The organism is Actinosynnema sp. NPDC037264 (assembly GCF_055603705.1).
Map to the genome: position 1 here is coordinate 36,224 of NZ_JBVJVK010000009.1, position 19,601 is coordinate 55,824.

General features: G+C 73.3%; 21 protein-coding genes and 1 pseudogene. 11 read left to right on the top strand and 11 right to left on the bottom strand.

Features of this window, described 5'->3' with window-relative positions; all coding sequences use genetic code 11:
• Positions 1-16: 16 nt before the first annotated feature.
• Complete coding sequence (locus ACZ7GX_RS13355) at positions 17-1,273, bottom strand: DUF445 domain-containing protein (protein ID WP_498776216.1); 1,257 nt, start codon at positions 1,271-1,273, stop codon at positions 17-19.
• Between the two features lie 29 nt (positions 1,274-1,302).
• Here ACZ7GX_RS13355 and ACZ7GX_RS13360 point away from each other — a divergent pair, with 29 nt between their 5' ends.
• On the top strand, positions 1,303-2,475 hold the full coding sequence (locus tag ACZ7GX_RS13360; RefSeq protein WP_498776218.1) for a pyridoxal phosphate-dependent aminotransferase: 1,173 nt from the start codon (positions 1,303-1,305) through the stop codon (positions 2,473-2,475).
• Here ACZ7GX_RS13360 and ACZ7GX_RS13365 read toward each other — a convergent pair.
• Positions 2,464-4,392 (bottom strand): NACHT domain-containing protein, encoded by a 1,929-nt coding sequence (locus ACZ7GX_RS13365; RefSeq protein WP_498776220.1) that lies wholly within the window; start codon positions 4,390-4,392, stop codon positions 2,464-2,466. The two genes, ACZ7GX_RS13360 and ACZ7GX_RS13365, sit on opposite strands and share 12 nt — an antisense overlap.
• A 73-nt stretch (positions 4,393-4,465) precedes the next feature.
• Between ACZ7GX_RS13365 and ACZ7GX_RS13370 the strand changes: the two genes are divergently transcribed.
• On the top strand, positions 4,466-4,966 hold the full coding sequence (locus tag ACZ7GX_RS13370) for a TFIIB-type zinc ribbon-containing protein (RefSeq protein ID WP_498776222.1): 501 nt from the start codon (positions 4,466-4,468) through the stop codon (positions 4,964-4,966).
• Positions 4,967-5,031: 65 nt separating this feature from the next.
• Here the strand turns inward: ACZ7GX_RS13370 and tgmC are convergent, their stop codons facing one another.
• Complete coding sequence (tgmC, locus tag ACZ7GX_RS13375) at positions 5,032-6,156, bottom strand: ATP-grasp peptide maturase system methyltransferase (protein ID WP_498776227.1); 1,125 nt, start codon at positions 6,154-6,156, stop codon at positions 5,032-5,034.
• 112 nt (positions 6,157-6,268) lie between these two features.
• On the opposite strand from tgmC, the pseudogene ACZ7GX_RS13380 reads away from it, so the two are divergent.
• The 5 genes and pseudogenes from ACZ7GX_RS13380 to ACZ7GX_RS13400 form a co-directional block, all read left to right on the top strand.
• Positions 6,269-6,640, top strand: a pseudogene (locus ACZ7GX_RS13380) (helix-turn-helix domain-containing protein); the annotation flags it as partial.
• 194 nt (positions 6,641-6,834) lie between these two features.
• Positions 6,835-7,539, top strand: a complete 705-nt coding sequence (locus tag ACZ7GX_RS13385; RefSeq protein WP_498776231.1) for a hypothetical protein — start codon at positions 6,835-6,837, stop codon at positions 7,537-7,539.
• Positions 7,540-7,655: 116 nt separating this feature from the next.
• On the top strand, positions 7,656-7,940 hold the full coding sequence (locus ACZ7GX_RS13390; protein WP_498776591.1) for a DUF2516 family protein: 285 nt from the start codon (positions 7,656-7,658) through the stop codon (positions 7,938-7,940).
• Positions 7,934-8,596 carry an alpha/beta fold hydrolase gene (locus ACZ7GX_RS13395; protein WP_498776233.1) on the top strand — a complete coding sequence of 221 codons (663 nt, stop codon included), beginning with the start codon at positions 7,934-7,936 and terminating at the stop codon, positions 8,594-8,596. Before ACZ7GX_RS13390 ends, ACZ7GX_RS13395 begins: the two co-directional genes overlap by 7 nt.
• A 9-nt stretch (positions 8,597-8,605) precedes the next feature.
• Positions 8,606-9,160 carry a type 1 glutamine amidotransferase domain-containing protein gene (locus ACZ7GX_RS13400; RefSeq protein WP_498776236.1) on the top strand — a complete coding sequence of 185 codons (555 nt, stop codon included), beginning with the start codon at positions 8,606-8,608 and terminating at the stop codon, positions 9,158-9,160.
• A gap of 48 nt (positions 9,161-9,208) precedes the next feature.
• Here the strand turns inward: ACZ7GX_RS13400 and ACZ7GX_RS13405 are convergent, their stop codons facing one another.
• Complete coding sequence (locus ACZ7GX_RS13405) at positions 9,209-9,967, bottom strand: MerR family transcriptional regulator (RefSeq protein WP_498776238.1); 759 nt, start codon at positions 9,965-9,967, stop codon at positions 9,209-9,211.
• A gap of 71 nt (positions 9,968-10,038) precedes the next feature.
• Between ACZ7GX_RS13405 and ACZ7GX_RS13410 the strand changes: the two genes are divergently transcribed.
• Positions 10,039-10,587 carry a YbaK/EbsC family protein gene (locus ACZ7GX_RS13410; protein ID WP_498776240.1) on the top strand — a complete coding sequence of 183 codons (549 nt, stop codon included), beginning with the start codon at positions 10,039-10,041 and terminating at the stop codon, positions 10,585-10,587.
• Here the strand turns inward: ACZ7GX_RS13410 and ACZ7GX_RS13415 are convergent.
• Entirely contained in the window at positions 10,584-11,084 is a 501-nt protein-coding gene (locus ACZ7GX_RS13415; RefSeq protein ID WP_498776242.1) for a TetR/AcrR family transcriptional regulator, read from the bottom strand. The two genes, ACZ7GX_RS13410 and ACZ7GX_RS13415, sit on opposite strands and share 4 nt — an antisense overlap.
• Before the next feature lie 44 nt (positions 11,085-11,128).
• Between ACZ7GX_RS13415 and ACZ7GX_RS13420 the strand changes: the two genes are divergently transcribed.
• On the top strand, positions 11,129-12,502 hold the full coding sequence (locus ACZ7GX_RS13420) for an amidase (RefSeq protein ID WP_498776244.1): 1,374 nt from the start codon (positions 11,129-11,131) through the stop codon (positions 12,500-12,502).
• On the opposite strand, the gene ACZ7GX_RS13425 is transcribed toward ACZ7GX_RS13420, so the two are convergent.
• Genes ACZ7GX_RS13425 through ACZ7GX_RS13445 form a run of 5 tightly spaced genes read right to left on the bottom strand, consistent with a single transcriptional unit; the run spans position 12,474 to position 16,498 of the window.
• Positions 12,474-13,541 (bottom strand): LOG family protein, encoded by a 1,068-nt coding sequence (locus tag ACZ7GX_RS13425; RefSeq protein ID WP_498776248.1) that lies wholly within the window; start codon positions 13,539-13,541, stop codon positions 12,474-12,476. The genes ACZ7GX_RS13420 and ACZ7GX_RS13425 overlap by 29 nt on opposite strands.
• A gap of 44 nt (positions 13,542-13,585) precedes the next feature.
• Complete coding sequence (purU, locus tag ACZ7GX_RS13430) at positions 13,586-14,464, bottom strand: formyltetrahydrofolate deformylase (protein WP_498776250.1); 879 nt, start codon at positions 14,462-14,464, stop codon at positions 13,586-13,588.
• Positions 14,465-14,476: 12 nt separating this feature from the next.
• On the bottom strand, positions 14,477-15,211 hold the full coding sequence (locus ACZ7GX_RS13435) for a maleylpyruvate isomerase family mycothiol-dependent enzyme (protein ID WP_498776253.1): 735 nt from the start codon (positions 15,209-15,211) through the stop codon (positions 14,477-14,479).
• A 10-nt stretch (positions 15,212-15,221) separates the two neighbouring features.
• The gene (locus tag ACZ7GX_RS13440; protein ID WP_498776259.1) at positions 15,222-16,025 is read right to left on the bottom strand and encodes a class I SAM-dependent methyltransferase; all 804 of its coding nucleotides are present in this window, start codon (positions 16,023-16,025) and stop codon (positions 15,222-15,224) included.
• Positions 16,004-16,498: a DUF2505 domain-containing protein gene (locus tag ACZ7GX_RS13445; protein ID WP_498776264.1), complete on the bottom strand. Its 495-nt coding sequence runs from the start codon at positions 16,496-16,498 to the stop codon at positions 16,004-16,006. Before ACZ7GX_RS13445 ends, ACZ7GX_RS13440 begins: the two co-directional genes overlap by 22 nt.
• Between ACZ7GX_RS13445 and ACZ7GX_RS13450 the strand changes: the two genes are divergently transcribed.
• The gene (locus tag ACZ7GX_RS13450) at positions 16,497-17,606 is read left to right on the top strand and encodes a UDP-N-acetylmuramate dehydrogenase (RefSeq protein WP_498776267.1); all 1,110 of its coding nucleotides are present in this window, start codon (positions 16,497-16,499) and stop codon (positions 17,604-17,606) included. The two genes, ACZ7GX_RS13445 and ACZ7GX_RS13450, sit on opposite strands and share 2 nt — an antisense overlap.
• A gap of 181 nt (positions 17,607-17,787) precedes the next feature.
• Positions 17,788-18,747: a chymotrypsin family serine protease gene (locus ACZ7GX_RS13455; protein WP_498776269.1), complete on the top strand. Its 960-nt coding sequence runs from the start codon at positions 17,788-17,790 to the stop codon at positions 18,745-18,747.
• 53 nt (positions 18,748-18,800) lie between these two features.
• On the opposite strand, the gene ACZ7GX_RS13460 is transcribed toward ACZ7GX_RS13455, so the two are convergent.
• Positions 18,801-19,532, bottom strand: a complete 732-nt coding sequence (locus ACZ7GX_RS13460; protein ID WP_498776271.1) for an SDR family NAD(P)-dependent oxidoreductase — start codon at positions 19,530-19,532, stop codon at positions 18,801-18,803.
• Positions 19,533-19,601 lie beyond the last annotated feature (69 nt).

Here is a 19,601-nt window from a genome sequence, read left to right on the forward strand (position 1 = left end):
GGGTCGAACGCTCAGGTCACGTCACCAGTTGGCTGACGGTGTAGATCGCCAGGCCCGCGAGCGCGCCGACGACCGTGCCGTTGATCCGGATGAACTGCAGGTCGCGGCCGACCTGCAGCTCGATCTTGCGCGAGGTCTCCTCGGCGTCCCAGCGCTCGACGGTGTCGGTGATCAGCGTGGTGATCTCGTCGCGGTAGTTGGTCACCACGTACCCCGCCGCGCCCTCGAGCCACCCGTCGACCTTCTCGCGCAGCGACTCGTCCTCCACCATCCGGCGGCCGAAGGTCATCAGGCCCTCGCGCACGCGCTTGCGCAGCTCCGACGACGGGTCCTCGGCCGCGTCGAGCAGCATCTTCTTCGCCGTGCCCCAGGCCGACCCGATGAGCCGCTGCACGTCCGGGTGCGTCACGAGCTGCTGCTTGACCTGCTCGGCCCGCTGCATGGTCGCCGGGTCGGTCCGCAGGTCGCCCGCGAACTCGATCAGGAACTGGTCCACCGCCAGCCGCATCGGGTGGTTGACGTCGGTCTTCACCGCCCACGCGAAGTTCAGCAGCTCGTTGTAGACCTTGTCGCCGAGCAGCGAGTCGACGAACTTCGGCGACCACGTCGGCGCCCGGTCCGACACCACGCCCATGACCTTGTCGTAGTTGTCGCGCACCCAGTCGTACGCCCGGTCGCACACCAGGTCCACGAGCTTGTGGTGCGCGCCGTCGGTGAGCACCTGGCCGAGCAGCCTGCCGAGCGGCGGACCCCACGGCTGGTCGACCAACCGCCGCACCAGCGCCTGCTCGACCACGGCCTGCACGTCGTCGTCGCGCAGCACGGTCACGGCGCCCTTCACGACGTTGGCCAGCTCGGACGTGACCCGCTCGGCGTGCTCGGGCCGCGCGACCCACTCGCCGAGCCGCCGGCCGATGCCCGCCCGCCGCAGCTTGTCCCGCACCACCGCCTCGGACAGGAAGTTCGTCCCGACGAACGACCCCAGCGCGTCGCCGAAGCTGTCCTTGCGGGTCGGGATGATCGCGGTGTGCGGGATCGGCAGTCCGAGCGGCCTGCGGAACAGCGCGGTCACGGCGAACCAGTCGGCCAGCGCGCCGACCATGCCCGCCTCGGCCGCCGCGCGGACGTAGCCGAGCCACGCCGGGCCGCCGTCCTCGAACAGCAGTGCCACGACGAAGATCAGGGTCGCGGCCAGGAAGAAGCCGGTCGCGACGAGCTTCATCCGGCGCAGGCCCTGGCGCTTGAGCTGGTCAGCGGGGGTCAGTTGCTCCACGGCGCCATTGTCCGTGAAGATTCGGCCTTGTGCGGGCACCAGCGCTAGTCACCAGGATGAGGCCGTTCACCTCGACGATCTTCGCCGAGATGACGGCGTTGGCCACGCGGACCGGGGCGGTGAACCTCGGGCAGGGCTTCCCGGACACCGACGGCCCGGCCGGGATGCTCGCGGCCGCCAAGGCCGCCATCGACGGCGGTCTCAACCAGTACCCGCCCGGTCCGGGCATGCCGGAGCTGCGCCAGGCGATCGCCGAGCACCGCGCGCGCTACGGCACGCACTACGACCCCGACACCGAGATCCTGGTGACGGTCGGCGCCACGGAGGCCATCGCGGCGACGTTGCTGGCGCTGGTGGAGCCCGGTGACGAGGTCGTGCTCATCGAGCCCTACTACGACTCCTACGCGGCGTCCGTGGCGCTGGCCGGCGCGACCCGCCGCACGGTGGGGCTGGTCGAGGAGCCGGGCACGGGCCGGCTCGGGCTCGACGTCGACGCGCTGCGCGCCGCCATCGGCCCGAAGACCAGGGCGTTGCTGCTCAACTCGCCGCACAACCCGACCGGGACCGTGCTCAACTACGTGGAGCTGGCCGCCGTCGCCGCGCTGTGCGTCGAGCACGACCTCGTGGCGATCACCGACGAGGTGTACGAGCACCTGGTGTTCGACGGCCTCGCGCACGTGCCGCTGGCCACGTTCCCCGGCATGGCCGAGCGGACCGTGACGATCTCCGGCGCGGGCAAGTCGTTCAACTGCACGGGCTGGAAGATCGGCTGGGCGTGCGGCCCCGCCGAGCTGGTCGGCGCGGCGCGCGCGGCCAAGCAGTTCCTGACCTTCGTCGGCGGCGCGCCGTTCCAGCCGGCCGTGGCGCACGCGCTGCGGCACGAGCTGGAGTGGGTCGAGGGCCTGCGCACGTCGCTGCAGGACAAGCGGTCGCGGCTGTCCGCCGGCCTGGCCGACGCCGGGTTCGCGGTGCGGCCCAGCGAGGGCACCTACTTCATCACCGCGGACGTCCGGCCGCTCGGCTTCACCGACGGCGCGCAGCTGTGCCGCGAGCTGCCGGGCCGGATCGGCGTGGCGGCCGTGCCGGTGCAGGTGTTCACCGACCACCCGGACGACTGGCGGCACCTGGTGCGGTTCGCGTTCTGCAAGCGTGACGAGGTGCTGGACGAGGCGATCGGCCGGCTGCGGAAGCTAAGCGTCTGACGTGACCTGGGAGGGGCGCGCGCCCGCCAGCCGGTCCTGCACCAGCGCGTGCCGGAACTGGTAGACGGCGCCCGCCTGGCGCAGCACGCCGAGCTTGCGCGCGTCCTCCAGGAACACCATCAGCTCCCACGGCAGCTTGCCGCGCGCCGCCAGCCAGATCCGCGCCACGGTGAACCACCACCAGCGCAGGTGCAGCACGGACAGCGTGAAGCCGAGCATCAGCCCGCACGCCAGGCCCAGCCCGACCATGCCCGACTGGGCCGGCCCGAACACCAGCCCGGCGGCCGCGCCGAACACCACGGCCAGCACCAGCGACCCGGTCCACACCGCGACCCGGTCCCGCGCCATCGTCCACTTCGGACTGGACGGGTGGCTCAGCTCGGCCGTGCTGCCCAACCCGAACCGCAGCGCCACCGCCACCGCGATGCCGAGGCCGACGACCAGGCCCGCGGACAGCCCGTACAGCGCGCCGAACACCAGGCCCGCCGCCGTGCCCAGCACACCGCTGACCACGACCAGGCTGCGCCACACGCCGAGCCGGGGTTTCGGCGCGCGGTGCCCGGACGCGTACAGCGCGGCCACCGCGACCGCGAGCCCAGCGGCCAGCCCGGTGATCGGCGCCAGCTTCGGCGTGCTCGCGTAGGCCATCAGCCAGGCGACGCCGAAGCCGCCGATCAGGCCGAGCGCGACCGCGCCGAGCAGCGCCAGCCACGTGCCGGCGACCGAGCGGCGCAGGTCCCACCAGCCGAGCTCGCGCACGCCGCGCCGCCGCATCTCGCCGGCCAGGAACGCCAGCCAGCGGGCCGCCTTGTCCTTGGGCCAGACCTGGCTGGCCCTGACCTGGTGCGCCACCCCGCGGTCGCCGAACGCGCCGTCGACCAGCAGGTCCGCCAGGTGGTTCTCGATGGCGGCGCGGTCGGGGAACCGGACCCGGTCCAGCAGCTCGCTCGGCTCGCCGTACCCGTAGACGACGCCCGCCAGCCACACCGCCAGCGGCGTGGAGAGCGCGTCGGCCAGCCGGCCGTCCGGCTCGTCGCGCAGGTGCAGGAAGACCGGCTCCCAGCGGGCGGCGGACACCGGGTCCGCCACCGACCGCAGGTAGCCCGCGACCTCCTCCAGGTCCAACGGCTGCAACTGCACGACCTGCGCGCCGGCCACGGTGCCGTTCACCTCGGCGAACTCCTCGGTGCGGCTGGTCAGCACCAGCGGGTGCGAGCCGGGGAACGCGCGGTTGATGCGGTCCAGCGCGTCGGCGCGGCGCGCGGGCGGGAGCTGGTCGAGGCCGTCGAGGACCGGGAACACGCGGCGTTGCTCGACCAGCAGGTCGCCCGCGTAGCTGCCGTACAGCTCGGTGTTGCGCAGCGCCGGGTGGTCCTCGTACAGCCGCCGGGTCATCCAGGTGCGGACGTCCTCCGCCTCCGGGTTCCACGTGGACAGGGGCAGCAGGACCGGCACCGGACCGTCCACGTGGCGGTCGAGCAGGCCGATCGCGAGCAGCATCGCGGTCGTGCTCTTGCCCGCGCCGGGCTCGCCGAGGAACACCATGCGCCGGTTGCGCTGGAACGCGCGGACGACGGCGTCGCTGTGCCCGGGTTCGCCCTGCGTGGCGCTCCAGTGCAGGTCGAGGGCTTGATCGTCCAGGCCGCGGGCGCGGCACTCCTCGTTCCACTGGGCGTGCAGGGCGCGGGCCAGGGCGCTCGTGGCGGCGTCGAGGTTGTCGTCGGTGGACAGGCCGGCGGCCCGCCTGCGGTGCAGCCACGGGTCCAGCGCCGCGAGCAGCGCGAGGAAGCCGAGGGCGAGGCCGGACAGCCACAGCTCGGGGTCGATGCCGTAGTCGGTGACGAACAGGCCGGCCGCGGCGAGCACGGCGGCCAGCACGCACCCCGTGAGCACGGCCCGTTGGCGGAATCTGGACACCAACGCATCATGACTGAACGATCACGGATGGTGGTGACGCGGTGACCCTTGTGTCGTGCGTACCCTCAAAGGCGTGATCTGTCCGAAATGCCAGGACCTCATGCGGACCATCAGCCGTGGCTCCGTGCACATCGAGCAGTGCGAGAACTGCAAGGGCGTTTTCCTGGACGGCGGCGAGCTGGAGCAGATCATCGCCGCCGAGCGGGCGCACTACGCGCAGCCGTACCGGCCGGAGGGCGTGCCCGTGTCGGTACCCGTGCCCGTCCCGGTGGCGGCGCCGGCCGCCGAGCCGACGGCGGTCGTGCCGATCGAGGGGACGTTGCCGGCCGACGGCGACGTCCCGGTCGAGGGCGGGCAGCAGCCGGCCGCCGTGCCGCCCGCGCCCGCCGCCGGTCCACCGCCGCCCTACCAGCCGCCTCCCGGCACGCCGACCGGTCCACCCCCGCCGTACCAGCCGCCGCCGGGCACCGCGCCCGCCGTGCCGCCGCCCGCCGCCTACCCGGGCGGGTACTACGCGCCGCAGCCGCACTACCCGCGCCGCAAGCGCAGCTTCCTGGAGGAACTGCTCGACTGAACGGCCCGCCGGCCCGGTCCGGGCGTCGACTCCGGGTGTTCCGAACGCGGGACGCGCGGGTGGGCTTACGGGAGTGGCCAGGTCAGGTCGGTGCCGTCCAGGGCGAAGTACTGGGAGGTCGGCGTCGCGGTGAAGGTGAACTGGTGGCGGCGCGGCCTGCCCAGCGCGCGCCACTGCCGGTAGGCGGCTTCGGCGACGTCCCACAGCGCCCGCGGACCGCCCTGGTCCACGACGGCGCCGCGGTGCCGGACCCACGAGCCGTCGGGGTGCACGAGGCGGATCGGGTCGGCCGCCACCGCCACCTCGGCCAGCGCCAGCCCGGCGAAGAACTCGAAGCCGCCGGCCGGGTCCAGCACGCTGCGCGAGGACAGCAGGGTCGTGCGGGACGTCGTCGGCTCCTCGGTCAGGGCCTCCAGCAGCGCCTCGTCCGCCCACTCCTGCCGGTGCGCGCGCAACGGCATGAACCGGCCGTCCTCCGGCAGCACGCGACCGGTGGCTTGCCCGTCGCGCACGGTCAGCCGCACCAGACCGGCGCCGATGGCCCGGTTGAACGTGGTCACGATCGCCCCGCCGGGCGCGGTCTGCTCCAGCCACGCCGTCGGGATGCGGGACACGGCGCACGTGCCGAGGATCCGGTCGTAGGGAGCGCGCGGCGCGTGCCCCTGCTCGCCGTCGCCCAGCACGCACGTCGGGTGGTAGCCGGCGGCGGCCAGCCGGGCCTCGGCGCGCACCAGCACGCCGGGGTCGACGTCGATCGAGGTCACCCGGTCCCCGCCGAGCACGTGGCAGAGCAGGGCGGCGTTGTAGCCGGTGCCGGTGCCGATCTCCAGCACCCGGTCGCCCGGCGCGACGGCCAGGGCCTCCAGCATGACCGCCATGATCGTCGGCATGCTCGACGAACTGGTGGGTACCCCCGTCACGGCTCCGGTGACGAGTGCTTGCTCCCACGCCCGGTCGTCGTTGTCGAGCTGGGTCACGCACACGTCGTTGCGGTAGGCGAGCGCGAGGTGGTCGGGGTGCTCCGCGGTCACCGGCTCCCACGCGCCGTCGGGGCGCTGGACGAAGAACCCCGGCAGGAACGCGTGCCTCGGGACCTGGCGAAACGCCTCCGCCCACCGCCGGTCGCGCAACACGCCCGCGGCCAGCAGCGAGTCGGTCAGCCGGGCTCGCAGGTTCGCCGCAACGTCCACGCGCTCCACCGTAGCGCTGTGGGCGAGCACACGTCCCGATCGCTAGCAGAGCGCTTGCAGCAGCTAGCACCTCCGCGTACCGTCGACGGTGGATCGAGGAGGTGCCGCGAAGTTGGACAAGTCCATCGACGAGGCGGTGGCCGATCTCGGCCGCGACATCGGCGAGTACATCCGCCAGCAGCGCAACACGGCCAAGATCTCGTTGCGGCAGCTGGCCAAGCTCGCCGGGGTCTCCAACCCGTACCTGAGCCAGATCGAACGCGGCCTGCGCAAGCCGAGCGCGGAGATCCTGCAGCAGATCGCCAAGGGGCTGAGGATCTCGGCGGAGGCGCTGTACGTCGAGGCCGGGATCCTGGAGCAGCGCGAGGGCGGGGCCCTCGCGGACGCCATCGTCACCGCCCCCGACCTGACCGAGCGGCAGAAACAGGTGTTGCTCGACGTCTACGAGTCGTTCCGGCGGGAGAACGCCGCCGGCCGAGCCGGCAATCAGATGACTGCCGGTCGAGCCGGTGACCAGACGACTGCCGGTCGCGGAGGCGATCGGACGACTGCCGGTCGAGCCGGCGATCAGACCACCGGCGGTCGCGCCGGCGACCAGGCGACCGCCGAGGCGGAGAACACCGCAGGCGGAGCCGGCGCACCGGCCACCGCCACCCAGACCAACGAGGAGTGATCTCCATGCCGAACCTGCCCACCACCGAAGAGCTCCGCAAGGCCGGCGAGCAGGCCGTCGCCGCCGCCCGCACGCCGCTGCTGGCCGCCCTCGGCGCCGGCGACCTGGCCGCGAAGGCGGTCATCGACGCGTTGAACAAGGCCCGCGAGCGCGCCGAGTCGGCGAAGACCGCGGCCGAGTCCGCCGACCTGAAGAAGGACCTGCGCGACCGGCTGGACCCGGCCGAGCTGCGCAAGGTCGTGGACGCCTACACGCAGTCCGCGCTGAACCTCTACCAGTTCTTCGCCCAGCACGGCGAGGAGGCGCTGGAGAAGCTGAAGACCCAGCCGGGCCTGCAGAAGGCGCTGCACCAGGTCGAGGAGGCCGTCGGCACCGCGCAGAAGCGCACCGAGGCCGCCGCCGCGGACGCCCGCGTGCTGGCCGACGACGTGCTCGGCAAGGTGTCCCGCCGCACCCGCGCGGTCGGCGAGAAGGTCGCCGACGACCTGGACGACGCGAGCGAGAAGCTGGCCGAGACCGTGGTCGAGGTCGGCGGTGACGTCGCCGCCGAGGTGCGCGAGACGAGCCGCAAGGCCGCGCCGCGCAAGCCGGCCGCGACGAAGCCGGTCACCACGACCAAGCCCGCGGGCGTCGCGAAGCCCGCGAGCCCGACCAAGACCGCGGCCACCCGCTCGACCACGGCGAAGAAGCCGACCGACAGCGGCAAGTGACCCGACCGTGACGGGGCGTCCCACCAAGGGCGCCCCGTTTCGGCTGTACCACGACAGCGCCACGCACGTAGGCTGGAGACGTGTTGCCACCATTCCCGCCGTTCAGTCCTCTCTTCCTGGACTTCTGGGTCATGTTCGCGGCGTACTACGCCGCGTTGGTCATGGGCGTGTTCGCCTTCGCGCACGCGCTCTCGCAGCGGGCCGACGCCTTCACGGCGGCCGAGCGCATGACCAAGCCCGCGTGGCTCGGCATCACCGGCGGTGGCGCGTTCGCGCTGCTGCTGTTCCACCCGTTCTCCGCCGGCGGCATGTTCTGGCTCGCCGGGCTGGTCGCGGTCACGGTGTACGTGGTCGACGTCCGGCCCCGGCTGATCGAGGTCCAGCGCGGCCCGCGGTGGTGACGCACCGGAGCTTCGGCTCCGGCGCGCCCGTCACGCTCGTCGGCCACGGCCTGGGCGCGACACCCGGCGAAGCCCGCCTGCCCACCTCCGGGCTGCCGGGCACGAAAGTGGTGGTCACCCTCCCCTCGCACGGCGACGCGCCGGACGCGCCCGAGGGCTACTGGACCTACCGGCGCATCGCCGCCGACCTGCGTGGAGCGGCACGGGAGACCGGCGCGACCCGGGCGGTCGGCGTGTCGTTGACCGCGGGCGCGCTGCTGGCCCTGCTCGCCGACGAACCCGACGCGTTCGACCGCGTCGCCCTCCTGCTGCCCGCCGTGCTGGACGAGCCGAGGCGCCTGCTCGACCGCGAGGAGGCGATCACCGCCGTCGGCGGACCACCCGGCTACCAGGCCGAACGGCGACAGGCGTTCGCGCGGCTCGACGGCGCGCTGGCCGAGCTGCCCGGCCAGGTCGCGGTCACCGACCGCGCGGCGCTGGCCCGCGTCACGGCCCCCGTGCTGGTGGTCGGCGCGACGGACGACCCGCTGCACCCCGAGGACGTGGCGAAGCAGGTGGCCGCCGCGTTCCCGAACGGCCGGGTGGAGCTCGTGCCGTCGTGGTCGACCCACCGCGCCGACGTCCGCGGGTGGTTGGTCGACTTCCTGCGGGGGTAGCCGAACCGCATGGCCGAACAGAAGAGGATCGCATTCCTGGTCGACACGGAGGGCATCGAGCAGGTCGAGCTGACCGAGCCCTGGCAGCACGTGGAGAAGGCCGGTGCCGTGCCGAGGCTGCTCGCGCCCAAGCTCGGCACGGTGCAGGCGTACGACCACCTCACGCCCGCCGACACGTTCGACGTGGACGTGCCGTTCGCGCACGCGGACCCGATGGACTACGACGCCGTGGTGATCCCGGGTGGCGTGGCCAACGCCGACAACCTCAGGCTCGACCGCGACGCGGTGAAGTTCGTCAAGCAGCACGTCGCCGCGGGCAAGCCGGTCGCGGCGATCTGCCACGGGCCGTGGCTGCTGGTCGAGGCGGACGTGGTGCGCGGCAAGCAGCTGACCTCGTTCCCGAGCCTGGCCACCGACCTCCGCAACGCGGGCGCCGACTGGGCGGACGTGGAGGTGCGGGTCTGCGACGTGGCCGGGTGGACCCTGGTCACCAGCCGCAAGCCCGACGACCTGCCGGCGTTCAACCGCGAGGCGCTCAAGGCCTTCGGGCTCCAGGACCTCTGACGCGCCCCGGACCGGGTCCACGGGGATGTGCACCTCCCCGTGGCCGGGCTAGAGCCTGGCCGTCGCGTACACCGCGATCGCGTCGCGGACGTACTCGGCGAAGCCCTCGGCGTGCGCGTCGAACTGCGCCTTGAACTCCGGCGAGTCCACGTACAGCTCACCGAGCCCGGTGTAGGACTCCCGGTTCGGCGTCCAGCTCAGGCAGATCCACCGGTAGTGCCGGTCGGTCACGTCCAGCGCGCGCGGCGCGTCGGCCGGGACGCCGGCGTCGAACAGCTCGGCGTAGGCCTTCCCGATGGCCTGCCACTCCGCCTTGAACCCCTCGGCGTCGGCCTTGGTCCAGCCCTTCATCCGGCGCTTGCTCTCGTCGACGTGCTCCTGGACGCCCTCGCCGTAGCGCTCCACCAGTTCCGCCTCGTAGCGGGCCTGGCGGTCGGCGTCGAAGCCGTCGAACAGCTCTTCCAGTGCCACTTCGTCACCCCCTTCCAGTTCCTCGATCGTGCGGGAGACGGTCCGGGCCAGCTTCGCCAGCCGCTCCTGCTCGGTGGCCAGCCACCGCGCGTGGTTGCGCAGCACGTCGACCGCCCGGTGCCGCCCGTCCAGGACCTCGGCCACGGTGTCGAGGCCGAGTCCCAGGTCGCGCAGCAGCAGGATGCGCTGGAGCCGGTGCAACTGCTCGCGCTCGTAGTAGCGGTAGCCGTTGTCGCCGACCCACGCCGGTTCGAGCAGGCCGATCGCGTCGTAGTGCCGCAACGTCCGCGAAGTCACCTTCGACATCCGCGCGACCTGTGCGATCGACCAGGCCATGACCGTGCTCCCTCCCTGTGCCGACCACGGTAGGGGTTGACGTAGCGTCAACGTCAAGCGCGGCCGGCAGGATGGCCGGTGTGTGGACCATCGCGGGAACCCTGACCCCCTTGCCCGTGCTCGACCGGCTCGACCTGGTCGCGGACCCGGTCGCCGCGGCGTTGAGGTCGATGGCGGACGGCGCGCGGCTCGCGGTCGCGGAGATCGACCCCGGGCTGGCGGACACGGCCGAGTTCTGCGCGCACTACGGCTCGCCGTTGGCGGCGTCGGCGAACTGCGTCGTCGTCGCGGGCAAGCGCGGCGAGACCGTCCGGTACGCGGCGTGCGTCGTGCTCGCGACCACCCGCGCGGACGTGAACGGCGTCGTCCGGCGGCGGCTGGACGCGCGCAAGGCGTCGTTCGCGCCGATGGACGACGCGGTGTCGCTCAGCGGCATGGAGTACGGCGGCATCACGCCGATCGGCCTGCCCGAGGACTGGCCCGTGCTGCTGTCGCCCGAGGTGGCGGCGGCGCCGGAACTGGTCATCGGCAGCGGCATCCGGGGCAGCAAGGTCCTGGTGCCGGGCGAGGTGCTGGCCAAGCTGCCGAACGCCGAGGTCGTCGAGGGCCTGGCCCGCTAGCCCGCCAGGTGCCGGTCGAGCACTTCGCGCGCCTGGTCGTGCGTGAGGTGCCCGATGAGCACGTGCGTGGTGAGGCCGTCGGCCAGCGCCAGCACCGTGCGCGCCCGCCAGCGGTCGCCGAGGAGCCTGGTGAACATGTCCTCGAGGTCGGCGTAGCTCGCGCGCAGGACGGGCGCGAGCGCCGGGCTGACGGCCGCCTGCGCGACGAACGCGAGCCACACCCTGGCTTCGGCGCGCTCGGGCAGCGCGACGGCACGTGCCGCCTCGGCCGCGGTGCCGCCGGCCCGGCCCAGGACGCGCTTGCCGACCTCTTCCAGCGCGAACCGCAGCATCTCGTCCTTGGTGCGGAAACACCGCTGCACCGCCCCCATCGAGACGTCAGCGCGCGCTGCGACGTCCCTCAGGGTCACGCCTTCGAGGCCGCGTTCGTCGGCGAGCAGGAACACCGCGTCGGTGATCTGCCGGCGCCGGGATTCGTATTCGACCTGCTTGGGCACCCGTGGATACTATTCGATGCACTTGCATCGGAACAGGGGGCGTCATGTGGGACTGGACGGCGGCGGAGCAGGCCGCCGCGGTGCGCTCGGGCCGCGTCACGGCGGTCGCGCTGGTGGAGAGCCACCTGGAGCGGATCGCGGCGGTGAACCCGGTGGTCAACGCGATCACGCGGCTGGTGGCCGAGCAGGCGCTGGCCGAGGCGGCGGAGCTCGACCGGGACGGTGCGCGCGGGCCGCTGGCCGGTGTGCCGTTCACGGTGAAGGAGAGCATCGCGATCGGCGGCGTGCCGACGACCCACGGCGCGGTGCGGTTCAAGGACTTCGTGACGCCGCTGGACGCGCCGCCGGTGGCGCGGCTGCGCGCGGCGGGCGCGATCCCGATCGGGCACTCGAACATGCCGACGCTCACGTTGGCCGGCGTGCACACGCGCAGCGAGCTGTTCGGCGACACGGTCAACCCGTGGGACCCGGCCGTCACGCCCGGCGGGTCCAGCGGCGGCGACGGGGTGGCGGTGGCGACCGGGATGGCGGGGTTGGGGCTGGGCAACGACGCCGGCGGCTCGGTGCGCATCCCGGCGGCGTTCTGCGGCGTGGCCGGGTTGAAGCCGACCTACGGGCGGTTCCCGGCCGACCACCGGCTCGGTCCGGACGACCCGCCGCTGGGCGCGCAGCTGTTCGTGGTGGACGGGCCGCTCGCCCGCACCGTCGGTGACCTGCGGCTCGCGTTCGAGGCGTTGGCCGGCACGTCGCCGCGCGACCCGAGGGCGGTGCCCGTGCCGCTGACCGGGCCGCCGGTGCCGCGTCGGGTCGCGGTGGTCGCCGATCCCGGCGGCACGGGGGTCGACCCGGTGGTGCGGGCCGCGGTCGAGGACGCCGCGGGCGTGCTGTCGGACGCCGGGTACGAGGTGGTCGAGGCGGACGTGCCGGTGCTGGACGAGGCGCTGGCGGCGTACGGGGGCATGCTGATGACGGAGTTCGCGCCGAGCTGGCCGGTGGTGCGGACGTTGCTCGGCGCGGAAGGCCACCGGTACATCGAGATGTCGATGGCGAAGACCGCGCCGGTGGACGTCGCGGAGTACGTGCGGCTCACGGGCGTGCTGCTGGGCGTGAAGCGGGCGTGGGCGCAGTTCCTGGACCGGTTCCCGCTGGTGCTCGGGCCGGTGTTCACCGCCCGTCCGCCCGAGCCCGGGGTGGAGTCGCGCTCGATCGAGGGGCACGACCTGGTGACCGGCGCGATGCGGCTGTGCACCGCGACGACCTTCGTCGGCCTGCCGGCGGTGGCCGTGCCGACCGGGGTGGTCGACGGGCTGCCCGTCGGCGTGCAGCTGGTCGGTCGGGCCTACCGCGAGGACGTGTGCCTGGACGCGGCCGAGGTGGTGCAGCGGGTGATCACCCCGCGTACTCCCGCAGGAAGCTGACGGCCTCGTCCGCGTCGTCGGTGACGAGGATCCAGCGCTCGGCCTCCCGGCCGCGGGCCAGGCGTCGCACCAGCGGCGCGGCCGGCACCTCGTCGACCCAGAAGTCCTCGCCCAGGAACACCATCGGCGCGGCCGGGCCGACCGAGCCGTAGTGGTTCTGGCAGTAGTCCTGGAAGACCTCCTGCACGGTGCCCGCGCTGCCCGGCGTGTAGATGATGCCGCCGGTGGCGACGGTGAGCAGGCCCTCCTCGCGGACGGAGTTGGCGAAGTACTTGGCGTGCAGCTCGCACGCCGGGTTCGGCGGCTCGTGGCCGTAGAACCAGGTCGGGATGCCGATCGTGCGCGGTCGGTCGGAGGTGGGCAGGTCGGTGGGGCACGCGGCGATCCAGCGGCCGATGGACTCCGCGTCCCCGCCGAACGCGGGCGCCTTCGACAGGTCCTTCAACGTCGGCTCGTCCACGCCGACCCGCACGCCCAGCGGCACGGCCTCCATCACGCCCGGACCGCCGCCGGTCAGCACGGTGAACCCGGCGTCGCCGAGCGCCGCGCCCAGCCCGACGGCCCGCCGGTAGCCGTCGGTGTCGCGGCCGAGCGCGTGCCCGCCCATCACGGCGACCGGGCGTTCGGCGAGCGCGTCGTCCAGCGCCTCGGTGATCGCGTGGTCGTGCAGGCGTTCGGCGAGGGCGTGCAGCGGGTCCGGGTTGTGGCCCCTGGCGCGGGTGTGCCGGTAGATGACGGCGTCCGGGGTGTCGGCGTAGGACAGCGGGTCGCCCGGGTCGAAACCGGCGAACAGCTCGGCCGGCGTGTAGAGCCGCGACCGGTACACGTCGTAGGGCAGGTCGGGGATGGTCGGGAACACCAGCGCCCCGGCCGCCGCCGCGCGCCGTTGGGCGAGCGGCGAGAGCGTGCAGCCGAGGAACAGCGCGCCGTCCATCGGCACGCGCAGCTCTTCCCCGCTCAGGTCGAGCCCGACGAGGACGGCGTTCCGCAGCTCGGACGCCGCGCGGACCTGGTCGAGGTCGGTGTACTCGGTGCGCACCGGCGCAGCCTACGTGCGGGCCGCCACCCCGGATCGGGGTTTCCTCAGAAGATGACGGTCTGGTTGCCGTGCACCAGGACGCGGTCCTCCAGGTGCCACCGCAGACCGCGCGACAGCACGACCTTCTCGATGTCGCGCCCCTTGCGCACCATGTCGTTGACGGAGTCGGTGTGGTCCACCCGGATCACGTCCTGCTCCACGATCGGGCCCTGGTCGAGGTCCGCGGTCACGTAGTGGCACGTGGCGCCGACCAGCTTCACGCCCCGGCTGTGCGCCTGGTGGTACGGCCGCGCCCCGATGAACGACGGCAGGAAGCTGTGGTGGATGTTCAACGCCCGCCCGGCCCAGTCCGCGCACAGCTCGGCGGGCAGGATCTGCATGAACCGCGCCAGCACCACCGCGTGCGGCCGGTGGGCGTCGACGAGCTGCCGCAGCTGCGCGAACGCTGCCGCCTTGCCCTCCGGGTCGTTCGCCGGGAACGGCACGTGGTGGAACGGGATGCCGTGCGCCCTGGTGATCCCGGCCAGGTCGGCGTGGTTGCCGATGACCGCGGACACGTCGACGTCCAGCTCGTGCGACGCCACCCGGCCCAGCAGGTCGTACAGGCAGTGGCCCTCCTTGGACACCAGGATCACCACCCGCCTGCGCTCGCCGGAGTCGGCGACCCGCCACGAGCCGGGGTGCGCACCCAGCTCGCGGGCCACTTCCGCGAACCGGACCCGCAGCTCCTCCACGTCGAACGGCAGCGAGTCGGCCCGGACCTCCTGGCGGGTGAAGAACCAGTTGGTGGTCGGGTCGGTGTGGTAGGCCGCCTCGACGATCCAGCCACCGTGCTCGGCCAGGAACGAGGAGATCCGGGCCACGATGCCGGTGCGGTCGGGGCAGCCGAAGGTGATCACGTAGCGTCGTTCAGGCAGAGGCACGACCGGAAGTATCTACGGTCGCGGCAGCCCGTCCAGCAGTGACCTGTCACCCGATGTGATGGCGCCGCTCGGCCTGCCCCACGCCGCCCGGTAGACCGCGTCGGCGGTGCCGGCCACGGTGGCGTCCTCGTCGGTGCCGGAGTCGGTGATCGGACCCACCTCGGGCGGCTGACCGGGCGTGAGCCGCACCTCCCAGGCACGGCTCGCGTCGGCGGCGTGGAACAGCACCCGCCCCGTCCGCGCGATCGGCCTGCGCCGGGCGCCGGTCAGCAGCATCCGGGTGAGGAACTCGTCCACCCCGTCGGCCGCGAACTCGACGTCGAACAGCAGGGACGGCACGTCCGCGCCGTGCCGGGCGTGCTCGGCGTCGAGCCGGTGGATCGCGGTCTCGTGCGCCTGCCGGCGTGACCAGAAGCCGAAGGTCTTGGGCCCGACGAACGTCCACGCGGGCGTGTTCGACGTGGAGCCGAGCAGGGTGTCGGTCAGCTCGGTGACCTTCTTGTCCCACCAGGCGAACAGCTCGTCCCAGTCGGCGGGGCGCTCTTCGGGCTTGACCCAGTCCGCGTCCACCGGCGTGTGCAGCGCCCGCAGCGCCCAGGAGTGGACCATCGCCACGTGGTCGACGAGCCCGCGCACCGTCCAGCCGGGGCAGGTGGACACCTGCGCCTCCGGCCCGGCGGCCAGGGCGGCGGCACGCAGTGCGGCGTACTGGGTCCTGATGTGCTGGACGAAATCGGCGTGGTCCACTCCGCACAGCCTAGGGACTCACCACGTCCCAGGACAGGGTGATCTCGCCGAGCCGCCAGCGCTTCCGGTCGTCCAGCACCGGCCAGCCGCGGTCGGCCAGCAGCCGCACGGACTCCACCCACCGCGCCCGCGGGCCGTAGGGCGCGAACGGCGCGCACGTCGCCCAGCACGCGTCCAGTTCGCAGAGCAGGGCGTGCACCTTCTCGCCGGGCACGTTGTGGTGGATCAACGCCTTCGGCAGCCGCTCGGCGAGGTCACCAGGGGTCTCCAGGTCGGCGGGCAGGCAGGACAGCGTGAACGTTTGCGGCCCGTCCGCGGTCAACGCGACCCAGCAGCAACGGCGGCCGATCTCGTCGCACGTGCCCTCGACCAGCACGCCGCCGGGCGCGAGGCGGCCGACCATGGTGTCCCACGCCTCGGCCGCCTGCTCCTCGGTGTACTGCCGGAGCACGTTGAACGCGCGCAGCAGCAGCGGGCGCGCGCCGGCCAGCTCGAACCCGCCGCGCCGGAAGTCGAGGCCGGGCGGGTCGGCGACCTCCTTGCCCGCGGCGACCCGGTCGGCGTCGAGCTCCAGGCCGAGCACGCGGACGGCCGGGTTCACGGCGCGCAGCCGTGCCGCCATCTCGACGGTGGTGATCGGCGAGGAGCCGTAGCCGAGGTCGACCACCAGCGGTTCGGGCGCGGAGAGCAGGTCGCGGTAGGTGTGCGCGACCCACCGGTCGACCCGGCGCAGGCGGTTCGGGTTGGTGGTGCCCCTCGTGGGCAGGCCGAGCGCGCGCGCCCGGCCCGCGGCTAGGCGCGGCGTGCGAGCCATTCGGCGGTGAACTCGGATTCCTTGTCGAGCAGCAGCGAGACCTGTTCGGCGATCATCGCCTCCAACTTGCCGCCCATGATCGGGATGCCCACCTTGACCTGACCCGTGAGGGTGAGTTCGCTCCCACTCGCGGTGTCGGCGAGCGTGATCGTGCCGTCCAGCCGGCCCGGGACGCCGTTCAGCGTCACCTCGACCGTGCCCGCGTAACCGGCCTCGGTCCACGACTCGGCGCGGTCGATGACGAGGTCGCCGCCGAGCAGGCCGCGGGCCACCGACGGCAGCTTGTCGGCGGGCACACCCTGCTTGAGCTGGTAGGACGTGCTCTGGTCGGTGGTGGTGAAGGCGACCAGCTCCGGGTTCGTGCCACCCAGTTCGGCGAGCCGGTCGCGCAGGTACGTCTGGTCGACCAACGCTGCGTACACGTCCCGTGCCGGCCAGCGGGACGTGGTTCGGTGCTCGATGCGGCGTGCCATGTCGCGGAGGCTACCGTTCACGGTCGTGACCACCCCGCCCTCCAGTGCCCGTGTGCCGCTGGCCGAGTGCACCACGCTGCGGCTCGGTGGCCCTGCGACGAGGTTCACGCGCGCCGCCACAGCCGCCGAGCTGGTCGAGACCGTCCGCGCGCTGGACGCGGCCGGCGAGCCGTTGTTGCTGCTCGGCGGCGGTTCGAACCTGGTGGTGTCCGATGCCGGGTTCGCCGGCACGGTGGTGGCCGTCGGCACGTCCGGCCGTCGGCTCGACCCGTTGGGCGACGGCCTCGTGCAGCTGACCGTGGAGGCGGGCGAGGACTGGGACTCGGTCGTCGCGGAGGCCGTGGCGCAGGGGTTGGGCGGGCTGGAGTGCCTGTCCGGCATCCCGGGCCTGGTCGGCGCGACGCCTGTGCAGAACGTCGGCGCGTACGGCGTCGAGGTGGCGCAGGTGCTGACCTCGGTGGACCTGCTGGACCGGCGCACGGGTCGCGTGCACCAGGTGCCGGCGGACGGCCTGGGCCTGGCCTACCGGACCAGCGTGCTGAAGGGCACCGACCACGCGGTGGTGCTGCGGGCGAGGTTCGCGCTGACCGCGGGCGGGCAGTCCGCGCCCATCCGGTACGGCGAGCTGGCCAGGGTGCTCGGCGTCGCGCCGGGCGACCGGGTGCCCGCCGACGCGGCCCGCAAGGCGGTGCTGGAGCTGCGGCGCGGCAAGGGCATGGTCCTGGACGCGACGGATCACGACACGTGGAGCGCGGGCTCGTTCTTCACCAACCCGCTGCTGGACGACTCGACGTTGGCCGGGGTGCTGATCCGGATCGCCGAGCGGCTCGGGCCGCAGGTGGAGGTGCCGACGTACCCGGCGGGGGCCGGGTACTCGAAGCTGTCGGCGGCGTGGCTGATCGAGCGGGCCGGGTTCGGGCGCGGGCACCGCGGGCCGGGTGGCCGGGTGGCGTTGTCGGGCAAGCACACGCTGGCGCTGACCAACCGGGGCGGCGCGTCGACGGAGGACCTGCTGGACCTGGCGCGCGAGGTGCGGGACGGGGTGCGGGCGGCGTTCGGGGTGGAGCTGCTCCCGGAGCCGGTGTTGGTGGGCTGCGAGCTCGGGTGAGGCGGGCCGGCCGTCGGCTCCGGCACGCCCTCGGGCGGCGTGGGCGTCGCCGGGCGGTGGACGGGTGTGGCTCTGCGTCGCCGGACGCCGCCGACCGTTGAACCGCCGAACGGGTGACTGGGTGTGACGAATCCTCACTCCACGCGTTTCATGGAGGTAGGGGCACCTGTTGGAGGTCGTCATGGCCTACCCCGACGATCGCGCGAACGTCAGGCCGATCAAGAAGCTGGTTGAGGACGATTTCCTGAGCCGGCCCGGCGTGGTGGGTGTCGACCTCGGCGAGAAGACCGTCGGCGGCCGGGCGACCGGCCGGCTGGCGATCGTCGTGTTCGTCCGCCGCAAGGGCGACGCCGCGCAGTTCGCCATCCCGCCGGACGTGCTGGGCGTGCCGACGGACGTGGTCGAGGACACGTTCTGGCCGCACCACACCATCGCGTCGCCCGAGGGCGTGAGCGGTGCGGAGCGGCACGAGTCGCTGGCCGGTGGCATCGGGATCGGGCCGAGCCGGGCGATCCGGTTCGTGCCGCCGGACGTGCCGGAGGTGGACGACTACGTGGTGGCCGGGACGCTGGGCGCGCTGGTCACGCCGAGGTGCCGGAACACCGTGATGGCGTTGACGTCGTTCCACGTGGCCTGCGTGGACGACGCCTGGGCGGTCGGCGACCCGATGGTGCACCCGTCCCGGGTCGACGGCGGGCACCCGGTGCACGACCGGGTCGGCGTGCTGGCGCGGGCGGCGTTGTCGGCGCGCGTGGACGCCGCCGCGATCACGTTGACGACACCCCGCGTGCGGCCCGAGGTGGTGGGGTTGGGCGCGGTGACAGGTGGTGCGCGGGCGCGGGTCGGCGACCGGGTGCGCAAGCGCGGCCGGACGACGGCGGTCACGGAGGGCGTGGTGGCGTCGACGGACGCGGCGATCACGCTCGACTTCGGGGTGCAGCTGGGCGTGCGGACGCTGTACGACCAGATCCGGATCGAGACGCCCCGGTTCGCCGATCACGGCGACTCGGGCGCGGTGCTGCTCGACGACGCGAACCGCGTGGTCGGGTTGTACTGCGGCGGGAGCCCGGACCGGGGGTTCGCGAACCCCATCGGTCCGGTGCTCGACCAGCTGGACGTGGAGCTGCTGACGTCGGGGTGATGCCGTTCGACGCCGTTCGGTGGTCCTGTGCGGTTTGGTCGGGTCTGATCCGGTCAGGCCCGGTGCACCCGCGAAGCGGAGGCCTGTGCGCGGGGCTTGAGGACGATCTGGTCCAGGTTGACGTGCGGCGGCCTGGTCACCGCGAACGCGATCACGTCCGCCACGTCGTCCGCGGTCAGCGGTGTCACGCCCTGGTAGACGGCCGCGGCCCGGTCGGCGTCGCCGTCGAACCGGTTGACGGAGAAGTCGGTCTCGACCATGCCGGGGAGGATCTCGGTCACGCGCACGGGTTGGCCGAGCAGCTCGCCGCGCAGCGTGCGGTGAAGCGCGGATTGGGCGTGCTTGGCGGAGGTGTAGCCGGAGCCGTTGTCGTAGGCCTCGTAGGCGGCGACCGAGGTGACGGTGACCACGTGCCCGTCACCGGAGGCGATCAGCTTCGGCAGCAGGCCCTTGGTGACGCGCAGCGTGCCGAGCACGTTGGTCTCCCACATCCACCGCCAGTGCTCTTCGTCGGCCTCGGCGACGGTGGCCAGGCCGCGCGCGCCGCCGGCGTTGTTGACCAGCACGTTCGCGGCCGGGACGGCGTCGAGGAAGGACTCGACCGACGGGGCGGAGGTGACGTCGAGCTCGACCGCGGTGCCCTCGATCTCATCCGCGATAGCCTTGAGGAGGTCGACCCGCCGAGCGCCGAGCACCACGTGGAAGCCCTCGGCGGCGAGCCTGCGGGCGGTGGCCTCGCCGATGCCCGCACTGGCTCCGGTCACGACTGCGATAGGACGGTTCACACCGGGGATCCTAGGCGTGGGACGCGGATGTGACGCGAATCACTCGCACCGGGAGTCGGGTGGGACGTC

Bases quoted from the DNA above. Each gene is read 5' to 3' on its own strand.
- ACZ7GX_RS13385 (WP_498776231.1), top strand. From the start codon at position 6,835: ATGCCGAACCTGCCCACCACCGAAGAGCTCCGCAAGGCCGGCGAGCAG.
- ACZ7GX_RS13400 (WP_498776236.1), top strand. From the start codon at position 8,606: ATGGCCGAACAGAAGAGGATCGCATTCCTGGTCGACACGGAGGGCATC.
- ACZ7GX_RS13405 (WP_498776238.1), bottom strand. From the start codon at position 9,967: ATGGCCTGGTCGATCGCACAGGTCGCGCGGATGTCGAAGGTGACTTCG.
- ACZ7GX_RS13410 (WP_498776240.1), top strand. From the start codon at position 10,039: ATGGCCGGTGTGTGGACCATCGCGGGAACCCTGACCCCCTTGCCCGTG.
- ACZ7GX_RS13420 (WP_498776244.1), top strand. From the start codon at position 11,129: ATGTGGGACTGGACGGCGGCGGAGCAGGCCGCCGCGGTGCGCTCGGGC.
- ACZ7GX_RS13440 (WP_498776259.1), bottom strand. From the start codon at position 16,025: ATGGCTCGCACGCCGCGCCTAGCCGCGGGCCGGGCGCGCGCGCTCGGC.
- ACZ7GX_RS13450 (WP_498776267.1), top strand. From the start codon at position 16,497: ATGTCGCGGAGGCTACCGTTCACGGTCGTGACCACCCCGCCCTCCAGT.
- ACZ7GX_RS13445 (WP_498776264.1), bottom strand. From the start codon at position 16,498: ATGGCACGCCGCATCGAGCACCGAACCACGTCCCGCTGGCCGGCACGG.
- ACZ7GX_RS13455 (WP_498776269.1), top strand. From the start codon at position 17,788: ATGGCCTACCCCGACGATCGCGCGAACGTCAGGCCGATCAAGAAGCTG.